This window comes from Asaia sp. W19, assembly GCF_003994335.1.
Classification (GTDB): domain Bacteria; phylum Pseudomonadota; class Alphaproteobacteria; order Acetobacterales; family Acetobacteraceae; genus Asaia.
In genome coordinates, this window is the sequence record NZ_PNQZ01000047.1 from 33,407 (window position 1) to 54,606 (window position 21,200).

Annotated in this window: 16 protein-coding genes; 4 read left to right on the forward strand and 12 right to left on the reverse strand. The window is 60.4% G+C overall.

What is annotated here, in order from left to right; translation table 11 throughout:
- Positions 1-4 precede the first annotated feature (4 nt).
- Positions 5-1,123 (forward strand): D-alanine--D-alanine ligase, encoded by a 1,119-nt coding sequence (locus C0V97_RS09250; RefSeq protein ID WP_233582076.1) that lies wholly within the window; start codon positions 5-7, stop codon positions 1,121-1,123.
- 136 nt (positions 1,124-1,259) lie between these two features.
- On the opposite strand, the gene C0V97_RS09255 is transcribed toward C0V97_RS09250, so the two are convergent.
- Positions 1,260-1,712 (reverse strand): MlaD family protein, encoded by a 453-nt coding sequence (locus C0V97_RS09255; RefSeq protein ID WP_127102325.1) that lies wholly within the window; start codon positions 1,710-1,712, stop codon positions 1,260-1,262.
- A 128-nt stretch (positions 1,713-1,840) separates the two neighbouring features.
- Between C0V97_RS09255 and C0V97_RS09260 the strand changes: the two genes are divergently transcribed.
- Together C0V97_RS09260 and C0V97_RS09265 are read left to right on the forward strand one after the other, a co-directional pair.
- On the forward strand, positions 1,841-2,686 hold the full coding sequence (locus C0V97_RS09260) for an undecaprenyl-diphosphate phosphatase (protein WP_127102326.1): 846 nt from the start codon (positions 1,841-1,843) through the stop codon (positions 2,684-2,686).
- A 199-nt stretch (positions 2,687-2,885) separates the two neighbouring features.
- Positions 2,886-4,292, forward strand: a complete 1,407-nt coding sequence (locus tag C0V97_RS09265) for an amino acid permease (protein WP_233582077.1) — start codon at positions 2,886-2,888, stop codon at positions 4,290-4,292.
- Between the two features lie 242 nt (positions 4,293-4,534).
- Here C0V97_RS09265 and C0V97_RS09270 read toward each other — a convergent pair whose 3' ends face one another.
- The 9 genes from C0V97_RS09270 to C0V97_RS09310 form a co-directional block, all read right to left on the reverse strand.
- Entirely contained in the window at positions 4,535-6,256 is a 1,722-nt protein-coding gene (locus tag C0V97_RS09270) for a dihydroxyacetone kinase family protein (RefSeq protein WP_127102328.1), read from the reverse strand.
- Between the two features lie 54 nt (positions 6,257-6,310).
- Positions 6,311-7,321, reverse strand: coding sequence for an ABC transporter permease (locus C0V97_RS09275; RefSeq protein WP_127102329.1), 1,011 nt, complete (start codon positions 7,319-7,321; stop codon positions 6,311-6,313).
- Complete coding sequence (locus C0V97_RS09280; protein ID WP_127102330.1) at positions 7,311-8,816, reverse strand: sugar ABC transporter ATP-binding protein; 1,506 nt, start codon at positions 8,814-8,816, stop codon at positions 7,311-7,313. Before C0V97_RS09280 ends, C0V97_RS09275 begins: the two co-directional genes overlap by 11 nt.
- A 31-nt stretch (positions 8,817-8,847) precedes the next feature.
- Positions 8,848-9,771: a substrate-binding domain-containing protein gene (locus C0V97_RS09285; protein ID WP_127102331.1), complete on the reverse strand. Its 924-nt coding sequence runs from the start codon at positions 9,769-9,771 to the stop codon at positions 8,848-8,850.
- A 31-nt stretch (positions 9,772-9,802) separates the two neighbouring features.
- Positions 9,803-10,270, reverse strand: coding sequence for an RpiB/LacA/LacB family sugar-phosphate isomerase (locus C0V97_RS09290; RefSeq protein WP_127102332.1), 468 nt, complete (start codon positions 10,268-10,270; stop codon positions 9,803-9,805).
- Positions 10,267-11,121 carry a DeoR/GlpR family DNA-binding transcription regulator gene (locus C0V97_RS09295; protein WP_127102333.1) on the reverse strand — a complete coding sequence of 285 codons (855 nt, stop codon included), beginning with the start codon at positions 11,119-11,121 and terminating at the stop codon, positions 10,267-10,269. Before C0V97_RS09295 ends, C0V97_RS09290 begins: the two co-directional genes overlap by 4 nt.
- Positions 11,118-11,882 carry a triose-phosphate isomerase gene (locus C0V97_RS09300; RefSeq protein ID WP_127102334.1) on the reverse strand — a complete coding sequence of 255 codons (765 nt, stop codon included), beginning with the start codon at positions 11,880-11,882 and terminating at the stop codon, positions 11,118-11,120. The genes C0V97_RS09295 and C0V97_RS09300 overlap by 4 nt, the downstream gene beginning before the upstream one ends.
- 489 nt (positions 11,883-12,371) lie before the next feature.
- Entirely contained in the window at positions 12,372-14,063 is a 1,692-nt protein-coding gene (locus C0V97_RS09305; protein ID WP_127102335.1) for a glycerol-3-phosphate dehydrogenase/oxidase, read from the reverse strand.
- Between the two features lie 12 nt (positions 14,064-14,075).
- Positions 14,076-15,686: an FGGY-family carbohydrate kinase gene (locus tag C0V97_RS09310; protein WP_127102336.1), complete on the reverse strand. Its 1,611-nt coding sequence runs from the start codon at positions 15,684-15,686 to the stop codon at positions 14,076-14,078.
- A gap of 280 nt (positions 15,687-15,966) precedes the next feature.
- Here C0V97_RS09310 and C0V97_RS09315 point away from each other — a divergent pair, with 280 nt between their 5' ends.
- The gene (locus tag C0V97_RS09315) at positions 15,967-16,782 is read left to right on the forward strand and encodes a DeoR/GlpR family DNA-binding transcription regulator (protein ID WP_127102337.1); all 816 of its coding nucleotides are present in this window, start codon (positions 15,967-15,969) and stop codon (positions 16,780-16,782) included.
- A gap of 98 nt (positions 16,783-16,880) precedes the next feature.
- On the opposite strand, the gene C0V97_RS09320 is transcribed toward C0V97_RS09315, so the two are convergent.
- Both C0V97_RS09320 and C0V97_RS09325 read right to left on the reverse strand, forming a co-directional pair.
- Positions 16,881-17,936: an NAD(P)-dependent alcohol dehydrogenase gene (locus C0V97_RS09320; RefSeq protein WP_127102338.1), complete on the reverse strand. Its 1,056-nt coding sequence runs from the start codon at positions 17,934-17,936 to the stop codon at positions 16,881-16,883.
- Positions 17,937-18,052: 116 nt separating this feature from the next.
- Positions 18,053-21,199 carry an efflux RND transporter permease subunit gene (locus tag C0V97_RS09325; RefSeq protein ID WP_127102339.1) on the reverse strand — a complete coding sequence of 1,049 codons (3,147 nt, stop codon included), beginning with the start codon at positions 21,197-21,199 and terminating at the stop codon, positions 18,053-18,055.
- Position 21,200 lies beyond the last annotated feature (1 nt).

A 21,200-nucleotide genomic window follows, 5' to 3' on the forward strand; every position in this document is an offset into this window, starting at 1 on the left:
CCCAATGCTTCAGACCTTGCATGACACACTCGATAACGGCGCGACGTCCGAGACAGCGGAAAAGACGCCCCATCCGCTCTCGCTGTTCGAGTTCTGGCCGGGTTCGATCTTTTATACCCCGATCGTTCTTTACTGGATCGGCATGGGCTTGCGTTATGGTGATTTCAGCGTTCCCAGCGCCGCCAACCCGCTGATCGAGACGGGCGGGCTTTGCGGTGAGAGCAAGAGCGGCATTCTCGATCTGGCCGGACCAGTCGCCCGGGACTGGATCGCCCCTTATGTCACGCAGATGCTGCGCAAGGGCAAGCGCGACCAGGACGCTGCGGACCTGCTCGAGGCAATGGCCGCCCGGAATATCGGCTTTCCCGTAGTCATCAAGCCCGATATCGGCTGCAACGGGACGGGGGTGAAGCTCGTGCATGAGCACAAGCAGCTCCTGCCCGTCCTGCGTGAGTTCCCCTCGGGTGTGAGGATTCTGGCTCAGGCTCTGGCGACGGGACCGGTCGAGGCGGGCCTGTTCTACATACGCGAACCCGGGGCTGCTGGCGGGCGCATAACGTCCATCACCTATAAGGAGTCCCCCGTTCTAGAAGGGGATGGCGTTGCGACAATCCGTGCGCTGATCGCGCGCGATGCCCGGACCAATCTGCTTCCTGACATCTATCTTCCCCGTCTCAAAGACCGGCTTGAAACCGTGCCCGCAGCGGGTGAACGGGTACAGCTCGTGTTCACGGGAAATCACTGCAAGGGGTCGATCTTCCGCGATGGGCGCAAGGATGCAACGGCCGCACTGACCGCGCGTCTCGACGCGATCATCGGAGACGTCAGGGAATTTCATTTCGGACGCATCGACGTCAAGGCGGCTTCAGTCGAAGCGTTGCGTCGCGGCGAGGATTTCGAGATCATCGAGCTGAATGGTGTCGGGTCTGAGGCGACGCATATCTGGGATTCCAGAACGACGCTCTGGGAGGCCTATCGTGCCCAGTTCTACCACTACCGTGCGGCCTTTCGCATCGGGGCAATGAACCGGGCACGGGGCTGGAAGACATGTGGCGCCTATACGATGCTGCGCTATTGGCGCAAGCAGCGCCGCCTGCTGGCCCTCTACCCGCTCAACGATTGAACGAGACAGGCCCTCCCGCAGGAGATTGGCCGTCTCGATGCACAACGGTCTATCGCTGTTTCCCACCCAAAGGGACGCGACTCACGCTCTTGGTCGCCCACTCCATCCGCTGAGTAGCCGCACCGATGGCTTGATGTTACTGGATGCCGGAGCCGAAAATGTAATTGCTGACCTGCTGTTCGAGCGAGGTCGGGGCCTGGGTATTTGTGATCATCCCATCAGAGGGAAGACGTGCCCGTGACTTCCCCGGTTCAATGGCGAGGGCGTTTTCAGACGTCATGGTGGGCGCGGCGATTGTCAGAATCGTGTCTGAAGGCAGGGAGAGATGACGATCGATCGAGAAATCAACCTGCGCCATCTGCGTCTGGGGATCGAGACTGATGCGCGATACCGTCCCGACGCGGACACCCGCCAGAACCACTGCAGCCCCCGCATTGAGCCCATTGGCCGAGACGAACCGGGCGTGAAGGCGCTGCGTATCGCCTGAGGGACCATGACGCTGGGCAACGGCATAGAGGGCGAAGCCCGATGCCAGCGCAAGCACCATCGCGCTCGCCAGAATCGCGCCTCCCCGGTTTTTTGCCGCCATTTTTGATTCATCCAGCTGTTATATGAGCGGAACTCTTCGCCCGAGACGGGCAGATGGTCAAGCGCGGGCTTGCGATCCTTGCCGGGGTGAGGCAGGAGAAAGAAACATTTATTTCATATTGAGCTGACATGACGCTGCTTCAAGCACTGGTTCTCGCTATCGTTCAGGGGCTGACTGAACTCTTTCCCGTAAGCAGTCTCGGCCATGCGGTATTGTTGCCCGCCTTGCTGCACTGGAATCTCGACGAACGCAGTGAGTTGTTCCTGCCGTTCCTGACCATGTTGCACTTTGGCACGCTTGTCGCTCTCTTTTGCTTCTTCTGGCGTGACTGGCTTGCGATTTTCAGCGGTGCCATCGGGCGTCATGGTCCGGCCATGCGAGAGCAGGCCATCCGTATTCTCGTCCTGCTCGTCGTCGCCACGATCCCGGTCGTCATCATCGGGGCTGCTTTCGAGCACAAGCTCAAGGTCATTTTTGGGACCCCTCTCGCAGTCGCTGTTTTCCTGTTTCTCAACGGGCTCATTCTACTCGTGACCGAGTGGATGCGCTCCTATAAGGGGCGCAGGCCGCAACGAGCGATTGCCGATATGTCGGTCAAGGATGCGCTCGTGATCGGGTGCTGGCAGTGCCTCGCCCTGTTCCCGGGAATTTCGCGCTCGGGCTCGACGATTAATGCAGGGCTTGTGCGTGGCCTCGACCATGAGACTGCCGCCCGGTTTTCATTGCTTATGGCCCAGCCCGCCGTTCTCGCCGCAACCGTCCACGAGGCCTGGAAGCTGCGCAGCATGACGGTCAGCTCCGAAATGATGCATATCTCGATCATGGCCGCTATAGCGGCCGGCGTTACCGCCCTGATCAGTACGGCGGTGCTGTTGAGGTATTTCCGCAATCACGACCGCTGGGCGCTCTCGCCTTTCGCCTTCTACTGTATGGGGGCGGGCCTCGTTTCCATTCTCGCGATCGTTCTCTTCTGATAACGAAATCATTTCCACTTTGACGAGCGATCCGGCATGATCGGCTTTTCCAACTAGGGCGATTTTTACCATTCCTGACCTGGCCGCACCTTCCCCCTCCCCGTCGACGACCACGAACCGACGCAAGACGCTCGAGCAGGTCACGGCCGATTACGAAACGAATGGACTGAAACGCTCCCTTACAGCCACCCAGCTTGTGATGCTGGGGGTGGGATCGACCATCGGGGCCGGTATCTATGTCATGACCGGCACGGCGGCGGCCGAATATGCCGGACCGTCTATTCTCATCTCATTCGTCATCGCGGCGCTCGCCTGTCTTTTCACGGCCTTCAGTTACGGAGAGCTCTCATCGAGCCTGCCGGTTTCCGGCTCGGCCTATTCCTACGCCTATGTGTCGATGGGCGAGCGGGCAGCCTGGACAGTGGGCTGGTTGCTCCTGCTCGAATACGGGATTTCCTGCGCAGCAGTGGCTTCGGGTCTTTCGGGCTATGCCACAAGCCTGCTCTCAAGCTTCGGGTTCCACATTCCTGCCGCGTTGAGCCAGGCAACCTTCCAGACGGTTCCCGGCAGTGGCGGCATGGCTATCACCTCCGGCTGGCGGTTCGACTTCGTGGCGACGCTTGCCATTGCGGTGGTTACGGCCTGTCTTGTGCGTGGGGTCCAGGAATCCGCGCGCGTGAACACGATCATCGTGTTCATCAAGGTGGGCGTGCTTTTTCTGTTCGTGGGCTGCGGGCTTTTCGCCCTGCATCCAGCCTATTGGCACCCTTTCATCCCGGAATATCGGGGCGGGTTCCAGTACGGCATACCAGGCATGTTTCGCGCTGCCTCTGTCATCTTCTTCGCCTATGTCGGGTTTGAGGCGGTTTCGACGGCTTCAGCCGAGGCCCGCAATCCCCGGCGCGACGTGCCGGTCGGGATCATCGGCAGCCTGGTGATCTGCACGATCGTCTATGTGTGCGTGGCATCCATCCTGATCGGGATCGTGCCCTATCAGCAGCTCAATGTTGCCGATCCACTTTCGATTGCCGTGCGCGCCATGAAGCAGCCCTGGCTGGCTCTCTTCGTCAATATGGGGGCGACCATTGGCCTTTGCTCCGTTCTCATGGGACTTCTATATGGCCAGACGCGTATCTTCTTCGCCATGAGCCGCGATGGGCTTCTGCCGCCTGTCTTCTCATATGTGCACAAGCGCTTTCATACCCCCTGGACGGGAACGATCCTGCTCGGCGTGATCGTGGCGCTCGCCACGGCGACCCTGCCCATAGACGTGATCAGCGACCTCGTCAGTATCGGCACTGCTGCGGCATTCGGAATTGTCTGTTTTACGGTCATCTGGCAGCGCAACATGCATCCCGATATGCCCAGAAGTTTCAGCGTTCCTCTGGGCGGGTTTCGAATCAGGGGATGGTGGATCGGCATCACGCCCTTGCTCGGTATCCTCTTTTGCATCGTGATGATTGCGCCGCTCTTCGCCGACATGGCGCGCGCACTCATGCACGGCAATCCCGTGCCTGCTCTGCTGCTCATTGCCTATGCAGGGCTCGGCTTTGGGACTTACTGGTTCTACTCCCAGCATAATTCGAGCTTTGCCCGTAAGGATTAGGCGTTCGGTCCCGCTCTGAAAATCATCACCTCCGGGGGCATGATTCCGGAAGGTCTAGGCCAGAGAAGGCGCAACCGATATGCCGGGGTCTTAAGAATTACCCACAGATTCCGTGGATGCGTTCGTGGGTAAGGGTGTGGATAACGGTCTGACAAGGTTTGGAATAAGGGGAGTACAGGCTCCCCTCTTCCCTGCGCTGCCTGTTTCCGGTGGCGCCTCCCCCTCTTTTAGAATGACCGGCCTTACTTGACGGCCATGGCGGCAAGCTCCTCGCCGATTACGCGGGCACTGAGCGCCATGGAGATGGCGCCGGCATCCGGATGACCCTTGCTTTTCTCGCCATGGGTACGTGCCCGCCCCAGACGGGGAAGCAGGTCCTTGGTCGCCTCCGCGGCTTCCGTGGAAGCCTGTGCCGCCTCAACCCAAGCCTTCGCGACAGTCAACCCCTGCCGTAATCCTGAATCGAATCCCTCAACGAGCGGCGCGAGCGCGTCCATCAACGTCTTGTCGCCCGGCTTTGCCTTGCCGAGCGCCGTGATCTTGTCCATCGCCCGTCTCAAGCCGAGGGAAAGACCCTGCGCGTCCGGGACTGCGGAGTCATCGAAAGCCGTGCTGAAGGCGAAAAGTCCCGCCCCCCAGAGTGCTCCTGAGGTTCCCCCCGCCCGGTCGGCCCACGCATCGGCCGCCGCGGCGAGCACGGTAGCCGGGCCAGCGCCGGCCTCCACGGCAGCACGAGCGGCTCTGGCAGCCGCCGTCGCACCGCGTGCCATGCCCTGACCGTGATCCCCGTCACCAGCCTGGGCGTCGATATGGCCGAGTTCGGGTTCCGCTTTGGTCAGGGCCGCAGACAGTTTGATCATCATGCCTGCCACGCAGCGCCCGCCCTGGCGACCGGCCTCCGTCAGGGATTTCATATAGGCGACGGGTGCTTCGGCGAGAATCGGCAGAGAGTTGCGATACGCCCCGCGCATCTCACCCCGACTGATCGCCGCGCTCTCGACTGGCGCCCGCCAGAGGCGTTCGAGTTCGTCATCAAGCCAGGTCATGGTAAGCGAGCAGCCCGCCATATCAAGGCTTGTGATATACTCACCGGCCAGGGGAGCGATGACTGTGTAGCCCGCATTCTCGAGCCTGGGGATGATCGCTTCCCACAGCACGAAAAGCTCCTCGTATTTCGTGCTGCCGAGGCCGTTGAGCAGGGCCGTTATGCGCGAACCGGCATTGGCCGGGGCTTCCTTGAGAAGGCGGTCGCAAAGAATGGCTGCCAGTTCATCCGGACGGAGCAGGTCGAGTTCGTCGATACCCTGCTCGCCATGGACGCCGAGGCCAAGAGCGAGCCTGCCCTGAGGAACATGAAAGAGCTTTTCCTTCTCACCCGGAAGCGTGCAGCCATCGAAGGCGACGCCGAAGGAACGCGTTTGGGCGTTGGCGCGCTTCCCGATGATCTCCACCTCATCGAGGCTCAGCCCGGCCTCAGCCGCAGCACCGATAATCTTGAAGACCGGGAGGTCCCCTGCGGTGCCGCGACGCCGGCTTTCCTCATGCGCGGGGGCGCTTGCGATATCGTCGGTCGTGGCGATCATGCGCGTATCGATGCCCTCGGCGCGCAGGCGCTCAGCGGCAATGCTGAAATTTAGTACGTCGCCCGCATAATTGCCATAGCCGAGAATCACGCCGCCACCGAGATGAGCCTCTCGGGCGATACGCAGAATAGCCTGGGTGGAGGGCGAGGCGAACACGTCCCCGGCCACTGCCGCATCGGCAAAGCCCGCGCCGACATACCCATTGAAAGCCGGGAAATGGCCCGATCCGCCCCCCACCACCAGCGTCACCTTGCCCTGCTTGCCGGGAGTGGCGCGCAGGACGCCGCCGCGTACGGGCTGGACGATATCGCTATAAACACTTGCGAAGCCCCGCAGGGCGGAGGTCGCAAAATTCTCGGCGTCGCCACAGATCTTGGTCATGGGGTATCCTTGGTAAAGTCAGACGGTCCTGAGTGATTGGAGCGGGAAGCGCGTTCAGGCTTCCCGGTTGAAATAGCGTCGCGCAATGGCATCGAAGGAGATGGCGGCCACCACGATCCCGCCGCTGACGATCGACTGCCAGTAAGGCGAGATGCCGAAGAGCACGATCACGTTTTCGATGATCCCGATGATTACCGCGCCCAGTACCGCGCCGAACGGGCTGCCCAGCCCTCCAGTGGTGGCCACCCCGCCGATCACGGCGGCCGCGATAGGGGCCAGCACCCAGGTATCGCCGATGGAGGGCTGGGCTGTGCCAAGACGCGCGACCATAACGATACCGGCAAGAGCCGAAAGGAAGCCCGCCGTGGCAAAGGCGCAGACGCGGATGGCGTCCACCCTGATGCCCAGCATGCGCGCTGCGGCATTATTGCTGCCAATGGCGTAGACGTAGCGACCGAGCGGTGTGCGGATCATGACGAAGGACACGATGGCGAGGCAGACCAGCAGGATCAGGAAGGGCACCGGCAGGCCAGCCATCATGCCTCGGCCCAGGAAGCCGATATCGCTGGGGATGCCGGTAATGGCCACGCCCTTGGTGAGCACGAGATTGGCGCCCCCATAAACACCGGCCATGCCGATGGTGAGTACGAGCGAATGAAGGCGCAGACGTGTGATCAGCAGACCGTTGAGCAAGCCGCACCCTGTGCCCAACGCGAGGCAGAGCATGAGGGAGAGCCAGGGATTGAGCCCGGCCTGAACCATGAGGAGCCCGCCAGCCACGCCTGCCAGTCCACCTATGGCACCGACCGAGAGGTCGAGTTCGCCAAGGATCATCAGAATGGCCTGACCGATGGTCACCAGCCCGACAAAGGCCAGGGAGCGTGCGATGATCTTCATGTTGAACGCGGTCAGGAAATTAGCCGAGAGCGCGCTGGACAGGACGAAGATGACCACGAGAGCGATCACGACACCGCAAAGCGGGTTGGCGGCCAGAGCCTTGAGCCTCTGGACCGGGTTCGGAGAGGAGGAAACGGAAGCGGCGTCGACAGAACGATCATGCGACATGTGTGGTCTCCGGAGAGCCGATAATGGAGGCGACCAGCGTACTGACATCTGTCTTGTCGTGGTCGAAGGAGCCGTTGATCCGGCCGGAATAAAGCGTGATGATTCGTGTCGCGCAGCGCTGAAGCTCGCTCATCTCGGACGATACGAGAATGATCCCCACCCCTTCCTCCGCCAGACGCTGCATGATGCGATAGATCTGGAACTTGGTACCGATATCGATCCCCTTGGTAGGTTCGTCGAAAATGAGCAGCCGGGGTTTGCGGGCCATGGCCCGTCCTATGATGGCTTTCTGCTGATTGCCACCGGAGAGGAACATGATCTTTTTCGATGGGGAGGACGTCCGCACATCGAATTGCCGTATGATCTCCGCAACGATCGATTTTTCGCGTGCGGGCGAGATCACACCGCCTTTGGCGATATCCCTCGTGACGGCAAGGGCAATGTTCTCGCGCACGCTCAGCATCGGAAAAATCCCGTGATGCTTGCGCTCTTCCGAGAGGTAGACCATGCCTGCCTGAACGGCCTTGTCAGGACGGTTGGGCGGGATGCGTTTACCATCCAGAGTGATGGTCCCGCCGCTGAACTTGCGGAAGCCGAACATGGCCTGCATGATTTCCGAACGCCCTGCCCCGACGAGCCCGGCAAAACCGAGGATTTCGCCGCGCCTGAGTGTGAAGGAGATATCTTCGAAACCGGGCCCTGAAAGATTCTCGACCTTCAATATCGTCTCGTCGCTGCGCGCCGAGGGGGATGACTGAAACTGCTCATCCAGCTTGACCGAGCTGCCTGACATCAGGCGTATCAGCTCGCTCTCGGTCATGCCCTCCATGGGAAAACTGCCGACACTACGGCCGTTGCGCAGAACTGTGACCGTGTCACCCAGCGCGAAGATCTCTTCCATCTTGTGAGAGACGAAGACGATGGCGATCTCCTTTGTACGCAGATCTTCGACGATGCGAAACAGCCGCTCCGTTTCACGAGCGGTGAGAGATGAGGTCGGTTCGTCCAGGATCATGACCCCGAAATCTTCCTGTGTGGCGGCGCGGGCAATCTGCAGAAGCTGCTGATCGGGTACGCTGATTTCCGCCACTTTCTGATCGGGGCGCGCCTGAATGCCGAAACGGGCGATATAGGAAGCGGCCTTTTCCTCCATCGCCTTTTCAGAGACCGTGATTCTGCCGAAGCCCGAACGGGCGAACGGCATGAACATGTTCTCGGCGACCGTGAGATAAGGAAACAGGTTCAGTTCCTGCGGTACGTAGGCGACACGCCGGAACAGCCTGGGATCATGCAGCGCATCGGCATCGTCGATGACGAGCGCGCCCTCATCGGGGCGAACAAGGCCCGAAAGAGTCTTGATCAGGGTAGATTTTCCCGCCCCGTTTTCCCCGGCAAGGATATGGACCTTGCCGGGTTCGAGGGTCAGGTCGATGTGATCGAGGGCGACGACACCTGGATAGGCTTTTCGTATACCCGTCGCCTTGAGTAGGACCATGGCCCTGCCTCCCTCCTGAACGCGAAAGCGATTATTTGGAGAGCGATGCTTTTGTGATGATGTCGATACCCGTATCGATGTTCTTGGGTGTCTGCTGCCCCATGGCTTTCTGCCAGGCGGCGATCACGGCCCAGTATCCCTGCATTTCGGGACGGCTGGACGCCGAAGAATCCACTACGCTGTCCTTGATGAGCTGGAGCATATCGGTCAGGTTGTCGAGCCCGACCTCCTGGACCTTACCTACCTTCTCGCTCTCCCGAATGGCCTGGCCGATGCCCACCGGTCCGGCAGCATCACAAGCAACCCAACCTGCAAGGTTGGGGTGAGCCTGCATGATGGCCGAGGCCTGCTTCTGGGCGGTCTCGATGCTGTCATTATCGATGCCGGTCGCCACAACCTTGATATCGGGATATTTGGTGAAGACCTTGAGCTCGCACCGGGCGCGCAAAGCATGATTGGGTGCTGTGGGCACGCCCATCATGATGGCGACCTCACCTTTGTGATTGATGAGTTTCGCCAGGCGCTCCGCTGCAAGGCTGCCCTGCTCGCAGAAATCGGCACCGACTGCCGTGATGTCCATACCCTCAGGCGGGAGGGAGTCGAACACCGTCATCGGGATCTTCTCGTCGACCGCTTCCTGCATGGTGGAGCGATTGCCCTTCTCGTCCAGAAGGTCGAGGATCAGGCCATCGGGATGTGTCGCGATGGCGCGTTCGATGATGTCGTTCTGGGTCGAAACATCGGCCGTCTGGGGGGCACGATATTCGACCGTGATGGTGCGACCTGTCGCCTTGCTGAGCAGCGCAGCGGCAGACTGGGCCCCGTTATTGGCCTTGTCGAACCAAGGATGAACAGCTTTCGGTATCATGACGAACCGCATCGGCGCGTTATCTGCCGCATGGGCAGCAAGAGGCGCGAGGAAAAGAGCAGCGGTCGCGAGCAGAGCTTTTTTCATGAAATCAGACCTTTATGGTCGTGTTAATCCATTACTTGCAGGAATTCGGCGAGTATTTTCGGTCGAGAGCGTCGATACCATCAACGTTTTTCTTCGATGCGCTTGCCGGATCGAATTCCTTGGCAAGGAAGGAGTCCACGATGGTCTTGGCAAGCTCTGCCCCGACCACACGCGCGCCGAGTGTGATGATATGGGCATTGTTCGAGAGAGCAGCCCGTTCGGCCGAATAGGCATCATGAGCCTGCGCCGCACGAATGCCGGGGATCTTGTTGGCCGAGATCGCGACACCGATGCCCGTGCCGCAGCACAGGATACCGCGCTCGTATTCGCCCGAAAGAATGGCGTGACCCACGCGCTCGCTCAGTTCGGAATAAAGCTCGCTCTTGGCATCCACGGGGCGTGACAGATCAACCGCGTCCACCCCCTTCGACTTGAGATGTGCGACGATCTGCTGGGCCAGACCTTCACCGGCGCTATCGCCACCTACTGCAATTTTCATGGTCTTGTTCCTTTTGTGATGTGTTCAGGGGTGTCGGCATGCGCAGCGGTCAGCCCATCGTCCATCTGGGCGATATGCAGGTTGATTCCCGCGTCGAGCATGCGGTTCTTCTGACTGTCGGACACACCTGAATCGGTAATCACGACGTCAAAATCGGAAAGGCTCGCGAGACGGTTCAGCGCCGTCACATCGAATTTCTGGCTATCGATCATCAGGATACGACGGTCGACGATCTCCATCAGCGCCATCTTGCATTTGACGATTTCCTGCTCCTGATGGAACGCACCAAGGTCGCGCACGGCGGAAACCGACATGAACAGCGTATTCGCCCGAAGCGATTTGGTGCCCTGCTCGCACAGAATGCCAAGAAAGGCGTCAAAGCGCGGGTGGTATTTACCCCCCAGCGAAATGAGACTGATGTCGCGTGCGCCAGCGATCTGCGTGGCGATACCCATACTATTGGTCAGCACGGTGAGCGGCATGCCCGAGGGCAGGTTTTCCGAGAGCACACGCGAGGTCGTTGAATCATCGAGGGCAATGATATCGCCTGCCTTGATGAAGCTAGACGCAACACGGGCTATCGCCTGCTTCTCGCGTGAGGCACGTCGCATGCGATGGACGACGCTCGTTTCCATTACGCCGCTGGCCAGCATGGTCACGCCACCATGCACCTTGCGCACAAGTCCCTGTTCGGACAGGGCGTGAAGGTCGCGGTGAATGGTCATGCGGCTCGTCGAGAACCGATCGACCAGCTCCTCGATCTGTGCGCCGCCATTCTCGAGAACGTAGTCCAGGATCTCCCGACGACGCGCCGAGACGGCCTTGCTCTCGACGCCAGTCGCGCCGCTCATGACACCACCGACCGGATGATCGCTTCGAGGCCCGAAGGGTCCCAGGCCGAGCGCCCGATGAAGACGCCGTCCACATTATCGAGGGCCGTATAACGTGCGGCGTTATCCAGCGACACGCTGCCGCCATAGAGCACGGGCACGCGCTTAGCCGCCTCGGCGCCAACCAGTTCTGCAAGGACGCTGCGCAGCCGGGTATGAGCCAGCGCCACGAAATCGGGTTCGGCTGCCCTGCCCTTCGCGCCGATGGCCCAGACAGGCTCGTAAGCCAGAAGGACCGTGCCGATCTCGTCCGCGCTCAGGCCATGGAGCGCCATCTTGGTCTGACGTGCGAGCGTCTCATGGGTGACGCCAAATTCGTATTCCTTAGCGCTGTCACCGATGCAGATCAGCGGGCGCAGCTTGTGGCGTATCGCGGAGCGCACTTTGAGATTGACCGTGATATCGCTTTCACCGAAATGTTCGCGCCGCTCGGAATGGCCCAGCTCGATCATATCTGCGCCGCATTCGCGCACCATGTGCGGTGAGATCTCGCCAGTCCAGGCGCCGTCATCTTCCCAGTGCATGTTCTGCGCACCAACATGCCAACGCGTACCTGACAATGTGCCCGCAACTGCTTCGAGAGAGGTAAAGGGCGGGATCACGAACGGCGTGATTTCTTCGGGCACCGTCATGGAGGCGATTTGGCCGACCGCATCGCGCGCCGCAGCCGGACCCTTGTTCATCTTCCAGCTCGTTCCGATCCAGAGCGGTTTTCTGGGCATCCTGTTCTCTCTCCGTATCACAGCTGCGAACAATGTAACGTGCTGATGTTAGGATATGGATTTTCCTAACATCGTAGAAGAGAAAATATCAGAATAACCGTTCACGTTGATATGATTTACAGCCACGCGACGTCATGAAACGACATAAAGCGGCGTGTTTTCATCGATTTGCGTCTTCGGTCACTCTGTTATGAGTGCCTCGCCCACGATGTGATCCTGATGTGCCGAAACATCTGAGTTGCTTGAAATCCGTGCATCTCGCGGTTCCGCTTATCGAGATACGATGAACCCGTCGATCGCGCAGACCGTTTCCGTCAGCCGCTGCCTCTGTTGCCAAAAGCTGGGACCGTCTCCAGGCGTGCCTCGGCTGCAATGCCCCGTCCCGCGCCTGGTTTGCCTTGGGATTGGGGGCAAGAGAAGACATGCCGGCGCCGGGACATTCCGCCCTGCCAGCGGTGAGGCATGCGCGGCATGGGGCGTCGCCCGCGCTCAGGCAGCTTGCGCTTTGGCGGGATTTTCAGGCAGCCCGTGTTCCTTTATCGCGCGTGCCCAGTTCTGCTCGATCTGTTTTTCCGTCGTTTCGGTGCTCCAGTCGAGCGCTTCGGCCATGACGCCGCAGATCTCGACGATCACTGCGTGAGACAGGCAGCCGCTCAACGCGATGGGCGTACGCCTGAATAGGAGATCCCCCGCATCGCGCACCAGTTCCTCGGTCGTGACATACAGGATTTCATTGCGCGTGTAGTCCCGGAGCGAGCGTAGAGCCGTGTCAGGCGAGCGGGCGCAATAAGCCGCAACCCGCTCCGCCGTCGTGCCATAGCGCTCGAAGAGCGCGGTCGCCCGCTCGAGATCGACGCTGTGTCGGCTTGCCAATGATCTGAGCCAGGAAGGCCGCATGGAGGCCGACGGATAGTCGCGACCGCCACCCAGCGCACGCTCACGCGACGACACCCGACGTTTCCTGTGCAGGAGAGCCAGGCTTTTATCTGCCACTTCCTCGGCCAACCCGCGAAATGTGGTCCATTTCCCCCCCACGAGGGACAGAACGGGCGTAGTGCCGGTGTAGTCGGTATGGATAATGTGATCCCGGCTGATGGCGCCGGGGTCATCCGTATTGGAGGCCGGAAGCGGCCTCACCCCGCAATAGCGATAAAGCACCTGCCCAGCCGAAAAACTGAATCCCGGAAAGAGATGGGCGAGCATCTCGATCATATAGCGCTCTTCGTCCTCCGAGCAGTGCGCCTGATCAGGGTCCTGCACCGGAATATCCGTGGAGCCGACCAGCACATGGCCCATGAAGGGATAGGCAAGGCAAATGCGCCCGTCAGGTGTGCCGAAATACACCATCTGACCATTGAGCTCCTGGTAGAGTTCGGGATGATCGAGGACGAGATGCGATCCTTTCGTACCGCCGATGTAGCGTGTCGACAGGCCGATATCCCGATTGACCTGATCGATCCATGCCCCTCCGGCATTGACGATAAGATCGGTCGTGACGCTCTGACGGGTCTGGTTTTTGAGGTCGCTCAGGGTCAGCCTGCCATCGGTGAACCCCTCCACACGCGTATAGGTCTTGACGGCGCAGCCCAGGTTCAGACTCAGCGCATCCTCGACGCATTCAAAGCCGAGGCGCTCTGGCTGACTGATAGCGGCGTCGTAATATCGCCCGGTCGCGATGACCCTGGGGGCCATATGAGGCCAGTTCCGCCGCATTCTCCGTCCGAGCGACAGCTTGTGGCGCGGCATGAGACGAGCGCGGCGCCCGAGGAAATCATAGATCTGCATGCCGATTTCGGTCACGAGGACACCGCGATCGGCCATCTTGCTCTTGCGCCCCATGAATCTGAGAAGCGACGGGACGATCCCGCCGAACCAGGAATGGATGGGGATGATCGTCGGAAGCGGCCGCACGAGATGCGGGGCGTTGCGCAGGAGCAGGTTGCGCTCGAGCGTTGACTGCGCAACGAGGCGGAACTCCCCCGTCTCCAGATATTTGATGCCGCCGTGGATCAGGCGTGAGGGCGCTGCAGACGCGCCAGCACAGATATCGCCCCGATCGATGAGAAGGACATTGACTCCCTGCAAGGCCAACTCCCGAAACAGGCCCACACCGTTGATCCCTGCCCCGATAATGGTGACATCGAAATGGGTTGAGTCGAGTTGCGAGGCGGTGTGGGTCATGATGGTTCCCGATCAGGATGGGAGAGAGGCGGCCTCTGGGCCAGTGGGCGTGACGGCTGGAGCGTGGGGTGCCGGGAGGAAGGAGGTGTCGTCGCTCTGATCACTGTGCAGTGAAGGCCAGAAAGGCTCGAGGACGCGCGCGATAGCGGTGTAGCGGGCATAGATCACATCGAAATATGCGGAGAGTTCAGCATCGGGTTCGAAGCAGCGCGGCTGGACACTCTGCGCCTTCACTGCGTCCTCGAGTGAGGCGAACATACCGCACGCAACGCCTGCCGTCAGGGCAGCGCCAAGGGCTCCGGCTTCACGAACCGGCGAGGTCGCGACATCGCGACCGAAGATATTGGCGAAGAGTTGCCCGATCTCGGGGCGCCGGCTGCCCCCGCCGGAGACCCCGATACTATTGACCGCCCCCGTACGCAGCAGATCCTCGACGTGATGGCGATGATTGAAGATCGTGCCTTCGATCATGGCCTCGAACAGATCGAACCGGTCGTGCCAGGATTGAACGCCCAGGAACGAAGCGGTTGCTGGCGTCTCGAACGGCGATCCGAAGAGATAAGGATGATAGAGCGGGATCTGACGCGCCATACGACCGGAGCGAAATTTCGCGATAGCGCCGTCGATCAGCCTCGCGGCTGAATCAGGGTCTTCCGGCGCGACATAGCGGGCCATCCACTCCAGATTGCTCGCGGAAGCCGGAGAAATGGCCATGCAGTTCCAGAGCCCCTTGCGGAAACCGGACCGGCAGGCCCACTCAGCCCCTGTGACGGGACGATCACGCAATACCTCGTTGATGGAAAAGGTCCCGGCAGTGACGGTCATATCACCCGGCTGTATCTGACCCAGACCGACGGCCGCAGCGATAACATCATGCAAACCGGCCGAGACGGGCGTCCCTTCGCGCAGGCCTGTCAGGGCAGCGGCCGCGGCACTGACCGTGCCGGCTCGGTCACAGGAATCGAGCATGACCGGCAAGGCAGGGGCGACGGCCGAAAGCCCGAGCATCTCGAGTATTTCCGAACAATATTCCTGGCTGAGCAGCCCCGTAAATGCCGTACTTGCTTCAGTACGATCTGTGGCAATCTGCCCGGTCAGACAAAAGCGCAGCCAGTCCTTTGCGAAAAACACGGTGCCGATGGCGTCGTAGCGCGCGCGATCATGCTCCCGGAGCCAGGCGAGCAGGGTGGAGGCGGAATAAGGGTAAGGGCGTTGCCCGGCAATCGGCATCAGCCGGTCGAGCAGACCTTCGCGCTTCCAGAGTTCATGGATGCCGTAGGCCCGGCTGTCGAGCGACATGATGCCGTGCCCCAGCGGATTGGCCTGGCGGTCAAGCAGGAAAACCCCGTCCCCATGCGCGGTCACCCCGATCCCCGCGATTGCCTCGCCAGGTAGCTGCGCATCGGCAAGTGCGGACCTGATCGTTGCGGCGACGCCTAGCCAGGTTTCGTGCAGATCGCGCTCCACATGGCGGGGTATATCGGTGATCTGAGCCATACGGGCCTGACCGACCCCAAGGATGCGACCGTCTGGCGCAAAGATCACAGATTTGGCTGTAGTGGAACCACAATCGATGCCGATCAGACAGCCTTGCTCATCCTGTTCACGCTTGTCAGTACTCATGATGATCCCATCGCCTGAAGGAAAAGGGCGTCCGGAGTCTGTTCTAAGCGGAAAGAAAATGTGTCGAAAATCACATTGTAGTGCGATCTATGTGACAAATCATGCGAGTCATCTGTAAGCACGTTGGCTACGCGGCATTCGACAAGACTGCGCCACAACTCTGTGAGATTTGAGGATCAGCTTGTCGCTATGAGATATTTGTGATATTTTTGTTATGTAATCTTTTGGTCTGCTTGGCCCATCATAGCGAAGCATTTTTTGTCAAAGGCAGTCTTCGACCATGAGTGACGACCTCACCTCGCCACCCCCGCTTGATGGTTATCCCGGGATCAAACGTCAGAACCTGAAATCGCGTCAGCAACAGATCCTCGACCTGCTCTTTGAGCAAGGGAATGCGAGCATCGAGTTTCTGGCCGAGCATTTCGATGTAAGCCGCATGACCATCCACCGTGATGCCCATGCGCTTGCCAGCCAGGGGCTGATCGACAAAATTCATGGCGGGATCACCCTCAAGAACCGTGCTCGCACGGAGAAGAATGTCGCCTATCGGCAGCATCGTGCGGCCAATCTGAAAAAGGCCATCATCCAGCGCGCTGTCTCCATGATCGAGCCGGGACAGGTCATTATTCTCGATGATTCGACGACTGTCGCGGAGATGCTGCCGCTGCTGCCGGCACGCGCACCTCTGACCGTGATTACCAATGCCGTTGGAGTGGTGCAGGCTCTCGCCCCCTTCCCCGGTATCAAGATCATCTGTCTCGGTGGCGACTACAGCAATTCGCGCAATGCGTTTTTCGGACTCGTCTGCGAGCAGGCTGCCCGTTCGCTTCGCGGGAACATCATGTTCATGTCCACCTCGGTGATCTCGGGGGACACGGCGTTCCAGAACGATCAGGATGTGGTGAAGGTCAAGCGCGCCCTCATGGCGATCGCAGATCGCTGCGTCCTGCTTGTCGACAGTACGAAATTCCGCCAGGGCGGGCTACATCGCCTTACATCGCTGCAGGACTTCGATCGTATCCTGACCGATAGCCAGATCAAGCCGGTCGTCGTTTCGGAACTCGACGCCTCGGGCATCACGGTCGAGGTTTGCTGAGAGGCGCGTTGGGCCCGAATGTCTCGCGCATGTCGGAGGAGAATGCCCCCTCTGCGTGGTGGCGAACGGGGAGAGGTTGTCCCCTCCCCGTATTCCGATCAGGCAGCGTTTTCGAGCGTCGCCATATCGATGACGAAGCGGTACTTCACATCAGACTTGATCATGCGCGAATAGGCGTTCTCGATCTCGTCCATGGCAATCATCTCGATATCGGAGGTGATGCCGTGTTCACCGCAGAAATCGAGCATCTCCTGCGTCTCGGCAATGCCGCCGATCAGTGAACCAGCGAACTGCCGACGCTTCATGATCAGGCTGAACACCGCGACCGGCAGAGGTTGTTCGGGCGCACCGACCTGGACCAGCGTGCCCTCACGCTTGAGCAGGTTCAGATAGGTGTTGATATCATGCTCGGCGGCTACCGCGTCGAGAATGAAGTCGAAACGTCCTGTCTCGCGGGCCATTGCTTCGGGGTCCTTCGAGAGAACGACCTCATGCGCGCCAAGACGCAGCCCGTCCTCGACCTTGCCCTGCGAGGTCGTGAACAGCACCACCTCGGCACCGAAGGCGCGCGCAAATTTCACGCCCATATGGCCCAGTCCGCCAAGGCCGACGATACCAACGCGCTGACCGGGACCCACTTTCCAGTGGCGCAGCGGGGAGTAGGTGGTGATACCCGCGCAGAGTAGCGGCGCAACAGCTGCGAGGTCGAGGTTCTCGGGTACTTTCAGAACAAAGGCCTGGTCGACGACAACGGCCTTGGAATAACCCCCATAGGTGTTGCCACGGCCCTGCTTGTCTTCACCGTTATAGGTGCCGACAAAGCCGTTCTCGCAATACTGCTCAAGGCCTTCCTTGCAGCTGGCGCATTCACGGCAGGAATCCACCATGCAGCCTACGCCAGCCAGGTCGCCCACCTTGAACTTGGAAACCGAGGCGCCGACCTCGCTGATGCGTCCGACGATTTCGTGGCCGGGAACACAGGGATAGACGGTGTTGTGCCACTCGTTACGCGCCTGATGAATGTCTGAGTGACAGACGCCGCAATAGAGGATGTCGATGCGGACATCATCGGGGCCGGTATCGCGGCGATCGAATGTGAAAGGTGCGAGACGTTCAGAGGCGCTCTGCGCGCCATAGCCGATACAGGTGAGCATCGTTTTTCTCCGACTGGGCTTGCGCCGTTACAACGAAAATCGCCGCGCTGCCGCAAGGGCAGTCACGGTGACTATTTCGTAGCATGTCGAACTAACGTCCGATATGGCTCCCCGGTTCACTCTGTCACTGCTGCCCGCGCGCGGCGCCCCTCACGCCAGGTGGACAGGCGTATGTAAAGGGTCGGCAGCACCAGCAGGGTGAGCGCCGTGCAGGAAATCAGGCCGCCGATCACGACTGTCGCCAGGGGCTTCTCGACCTCGGCTCCCTCGCTCATGGAAAACGCCATCGGGAAGAAGCCGAGACATGCGACAGTCGCCGTGGCCATGACGGGGCGGAAGCGCTCCCGGGCGGAGGTGATCGCGGCTTCCACTGCGCCGAAACCGGCGAGGCGTTTGTCACGGATGTAGGAGATGAGCACCACGCCATTGAGCGTCGCAACGCCGAACAGGGCAATGAATCCGATACCCGCCGAGATGCTGAACGGCATGGCGCGTATCCACAGTGCGATGATGCCGCCTGTTGCCGCAAAAGGCAGATTTACAAACACAAGGGCCGCCAGCCAGACATCGCCCAAGGCCAGGATCAACAGGCAGAAAATCAGCACGAGCGTGATAGGGACGACGATCTCGAGACGCGCCACCGCGGTCTGAAGATTGCGGAACTGCCCGCTCCATTCGATGCGATAGCCAAGCGGCAGTTTGATCTGCGTTTTGACCGCCCTCTGCGCTTCCTGAACGAAGGAGCTGAGATCACGGCCACGTACATTCGCCTGAACCATCATGCGCCGCTCCCCCTGATTGCGCCGGATGGCCGCAGGACCGTCGCGCATGGTGATCTCGGCAACCTGATCGAGGCGCACCGAGTGGTCGTCACGGGTCAGGACAGGAAGCAGGCGGATATCGTCGAGGTCCTGACGCGCCTCGGGCATGATACGGACTTCGGTCGGAATGAGAGCATCCTGCAGGGCAACGGGCGGGCCAACATGGCCGCCAATCGATTCCACAACGTCGAGAACCTCGGACGTATCGACATTCAGGCGGGCAGCCGCAGTACGATCGACGTCAATATGCAGATAGGGGATGGTCCCGACATCCTGCGGCGCGACATCTGCCGCACCCGCGACGCCGTCCACAACGCGGGCGGTACGCGCTGCGAGGGCCATGAGCGTGTCGATATCCGGGCCATAAATTCCGATAGCGATCTGTGACCGCACGCCCGATTGCAGATCATCCATGCGCATCTGGATGGGCTGGCTCCAGGAATAGAGCGAGCCGGGATTGTTCTTGCGTAGCGCGGCATCGAGGGCCCGGATGAGCCCTTCCTGCGTGTCGGCAGTCTTCCAGTCGCTGCGTGGCTTGAGCAAAACATAGGTATCCGATTGCTCGCCACCCTGGGGGTCGGTCGGAATGGCAGAGGTGCCGCTGTTGCTTACCACCATACGAATATCGGGGAACTGCTTCAGCGTGCGCTCGATCTGCTGGATGGAACGCAGAGAGGCATCGAGGGAGATACCGGGCAGGCGGGTGGAGGTGACGATCAGATCGCCTTCCTGCAATTGCGGGATGAATTCCCCACCCAGTCGCGTCGTCAGGCCCAGAGACAGGACCAGAACCACGAGCGCGATCCCCACCACCATTTTCCCATGCGCCATGCACCAACGCGAGGCCGGACCGAAGCCACGCCTCAGAAAACGGATGAAAAATGTGTCGTGTTCCGTCCCGCTTTCGGGGGCGGGATGCCCCTCGCCCCCATGAGAATCTCGTTCATGCGCGCCATGACCGGGCTTGATGCGCATGATGAGGGCGGCGAAGGCGGGTACTGCCACGAGCGCATAGATCAGTGAGGCGATCAGCGCCAGTATAACGGTCTGAGCCATGGGCCGGAACATCCGCCCCTCGACGCCTTCAAGCGTGAGTACGGGCAGATAGACCATGATGATGATCAGAATGGCGAAAATGACCGGCCGCGCAACGGAAGCCACCGTGGTGGCAATACGCTGGGTGAGCGGCACGGATCTATCGGCCTGGCTCGACAGAACGCTCTCTACAATCACGAGCGCACTATCTACCACCATGCCGAAATCGATGGCACCGAGACTGAGTAGATTGGCCGAAATGCCTAGATGGCGCATCCCGACCATGGCTGCCACGAGTGAGAACGGAATGACCGAGATGATCACCAGCGAGGCCCGCCAGTCGCCGATCACCACCAGCAGGACGAAGAGTACCAGGAGCGCGCCGAGGATCAGGTTCTCCTTGACCGTGTGGATCGTGACATCGGTCAGTGTAGCGCGGCTGTAATAGGGTTCGAGCGTCACGCCCTCGGGCAGGGTCGAGACGATCTTGGGCAACGCCGCGTTGATACGTGCGAGCGTGGCTTTCGCATTGGCCCCCTGCTGCAACAGAATGACGGCATTGACGATCTCGCCTTCGCCATCGCGGGTAACGCCGCCCAGTCGTGGCAGACGCCCCTCCTGTACCGTGCCGACATCGCGCACATGCACGACCCCGCCATTAGGCATGCTGCGAACCTGAACCTCGCCAAGCTCGTGCAGGCTGTCGATCAGGGAGCGTCCGACGATGATATGCTGTTCGTCATTATGCTCGATCCAGGCGCCCCCGGCGGCTTCGTTATCCTTGTCTACGGCATTGAAGACATCGGATACCGAAACACGGAACTGGCGCAATGCCATGGGGTTGAGCGCCACCTGATAGGTCTGTGACGCGCCGCCATTGATATTGACGTCGATCACGCCCGGGATGAGCCGCAGCTTCGGGACCACGTTCCACGTCATGATACGGTTCAGCGTGGCAAGAGATCGATCCTTGCCGTGGATCTGGATCTGCAGGATCTCACCCATGCCCGTCGCCATGGGACCCATGGTGATGGACAGTCCCCGTACCGAAACTGCATTGCGCGCAAGCGACAGTCGCTCGGCCACGAGCTGTCGGGCGCGATAGATATCTGTCCCGTCATCGAAACCGAGATAGAGCACCGACACACCCGTACGTGAGACCGAGCGCATCGAGTTGACGCCCACGATCCCCGACATGACCGTTTCGATCGGGAAGGTCACCAGACGCTCGACCTCTTCGGTCGGCAGGCCGGGGGCACGCACCGACACCAGAACCTGACGCGGTGAAATATCGGGAACCGGCTCGACGGAGAGAGAGCGCAGGTCGGCAATTCCTGCGATCATGAGCAGTATCACCGCGCCCAGAATGGCCGCGCGTCCCTTCAGTAGGGCAAGCATGAAACGCATG

Excerpts from the sequence above, each read along its gene's own strand:
- C0V97_RS09290 (WP_127102332.1), bottom strand. The coding sequence starts at position 10,270 with ATGAAAATTGCAGTAGGTGGCGATAGCGCCGGTGAAGGTCTGGCCCAG.
- C0V97_RS09250 (WP_233582076.1), top strand. The coding sequence starts at position 5 with ATGCTTCAGACCTTGCATGACACACTCGATAACGGCGCGACGTCCGAG.
- C0V97_RS09265 (WP_233582077.1), top strand. The coding sequence starts at position 2,886 with ATGCTGGGGGTGGGATCGACCATCGGGGCCGGTATCTATGTCATGACC.
- C0V97_RS09295 (WP_127102333.1), bottom strand. The coding sequence starts at position 11,121 with ATGAGCGGCGCGACTGGCGTCGAGAGCAAGGCCGTCTCGGCGCGTCGT.
- C0V97_RS09315 (WP_127102337.1), top strand. The coding sequence starts at position 15,967 with ATGAGTGACGACCTCACCTCGCCACCCCCGCTTGATGGTTATCCCGGG.
- C0V97_RS09285 (WP_127102331.1), bottom strand. The coding sequence starts at position 9,771 with ATGAAAAAAGCTCTGCTCGCGACCGCTGCTCTTTTCCTCGCGCCTCTT.
- C0V97_RS09260 (WP_127102326.1), top strand. The coding sequence starts at position 1,841 with ATGACGCTGCTTCAAGCACTGGTTCTCGCTATCGTTCAGGGGCTGACT.
- C0V97_RS09305 (WP_127102335.1), bottom strand. The coding sequence starts at position 14,063 with ATGACCCACACCGCCTCGCAACTCGACTCAACCCATTTCGATGTCACC.
- C0V97_RS09325 (WP_127102339.1), bottom strand. The coding sequence starts at position 21,199 with ATGCGTTTCATGCTTGCCCTACTGAAGGGACGCGCGGCCATTCTGGGC.
- C0V97_RS09255 (WP_127102325.1), bottom strand. The coding sequence starts at position 1,712 with ATGGCGGCAAAAAACCGGGGAGGCGCGATTCTGGCGAGCGCGATGGTG.
- C0V97_RS09300 (WP_127102334.1), bottom strand. The coding sequence starts at position 11,882 with ATGCCCAGAAAACCGCTCTGGATCGGAACGAGCTGGAAGATGAACAAG.
- C0V97_RS09320 (WP_127102338.1), bottom strand. The coding sequence starts at position 17,936 with ATGCTCACCTGTATCGGCTATGGCGCGCAGAGCGCCTCTGAACGTCTC.
- C0V97_RS09270 (WP_127102328.1), bottom strand. The coding sequence starts at position 6,256 with ATGACCAAGATCTGTGGCGACGCCGAGAATTTTGCGACCTCCGCCCTG.
- C0V97_RS09310 (WP_127102336.1), bottom strand. The coding sequence starts at position 15,686 with ATGAGTACTGACAAGCGTGAACAGGATGAGCAAGGCTGTCTGATCGGC.
- C0V97_RS09280 (WP_127102330.1), bottom strand. The coding sequence starts at position 8,816 with ATGGTCCTACTCAAGGCGACGGGTATACGAAAAGCCTATCCAGGTGTC.
- C0V97_RS09275 (WP_127102329.1), bottom strand. The coding sequence starts at position 7,321 with ATGTCGCATGATCGTTCTGTCGACGCCGCTTCCGTTTCCTCCTCTCCG.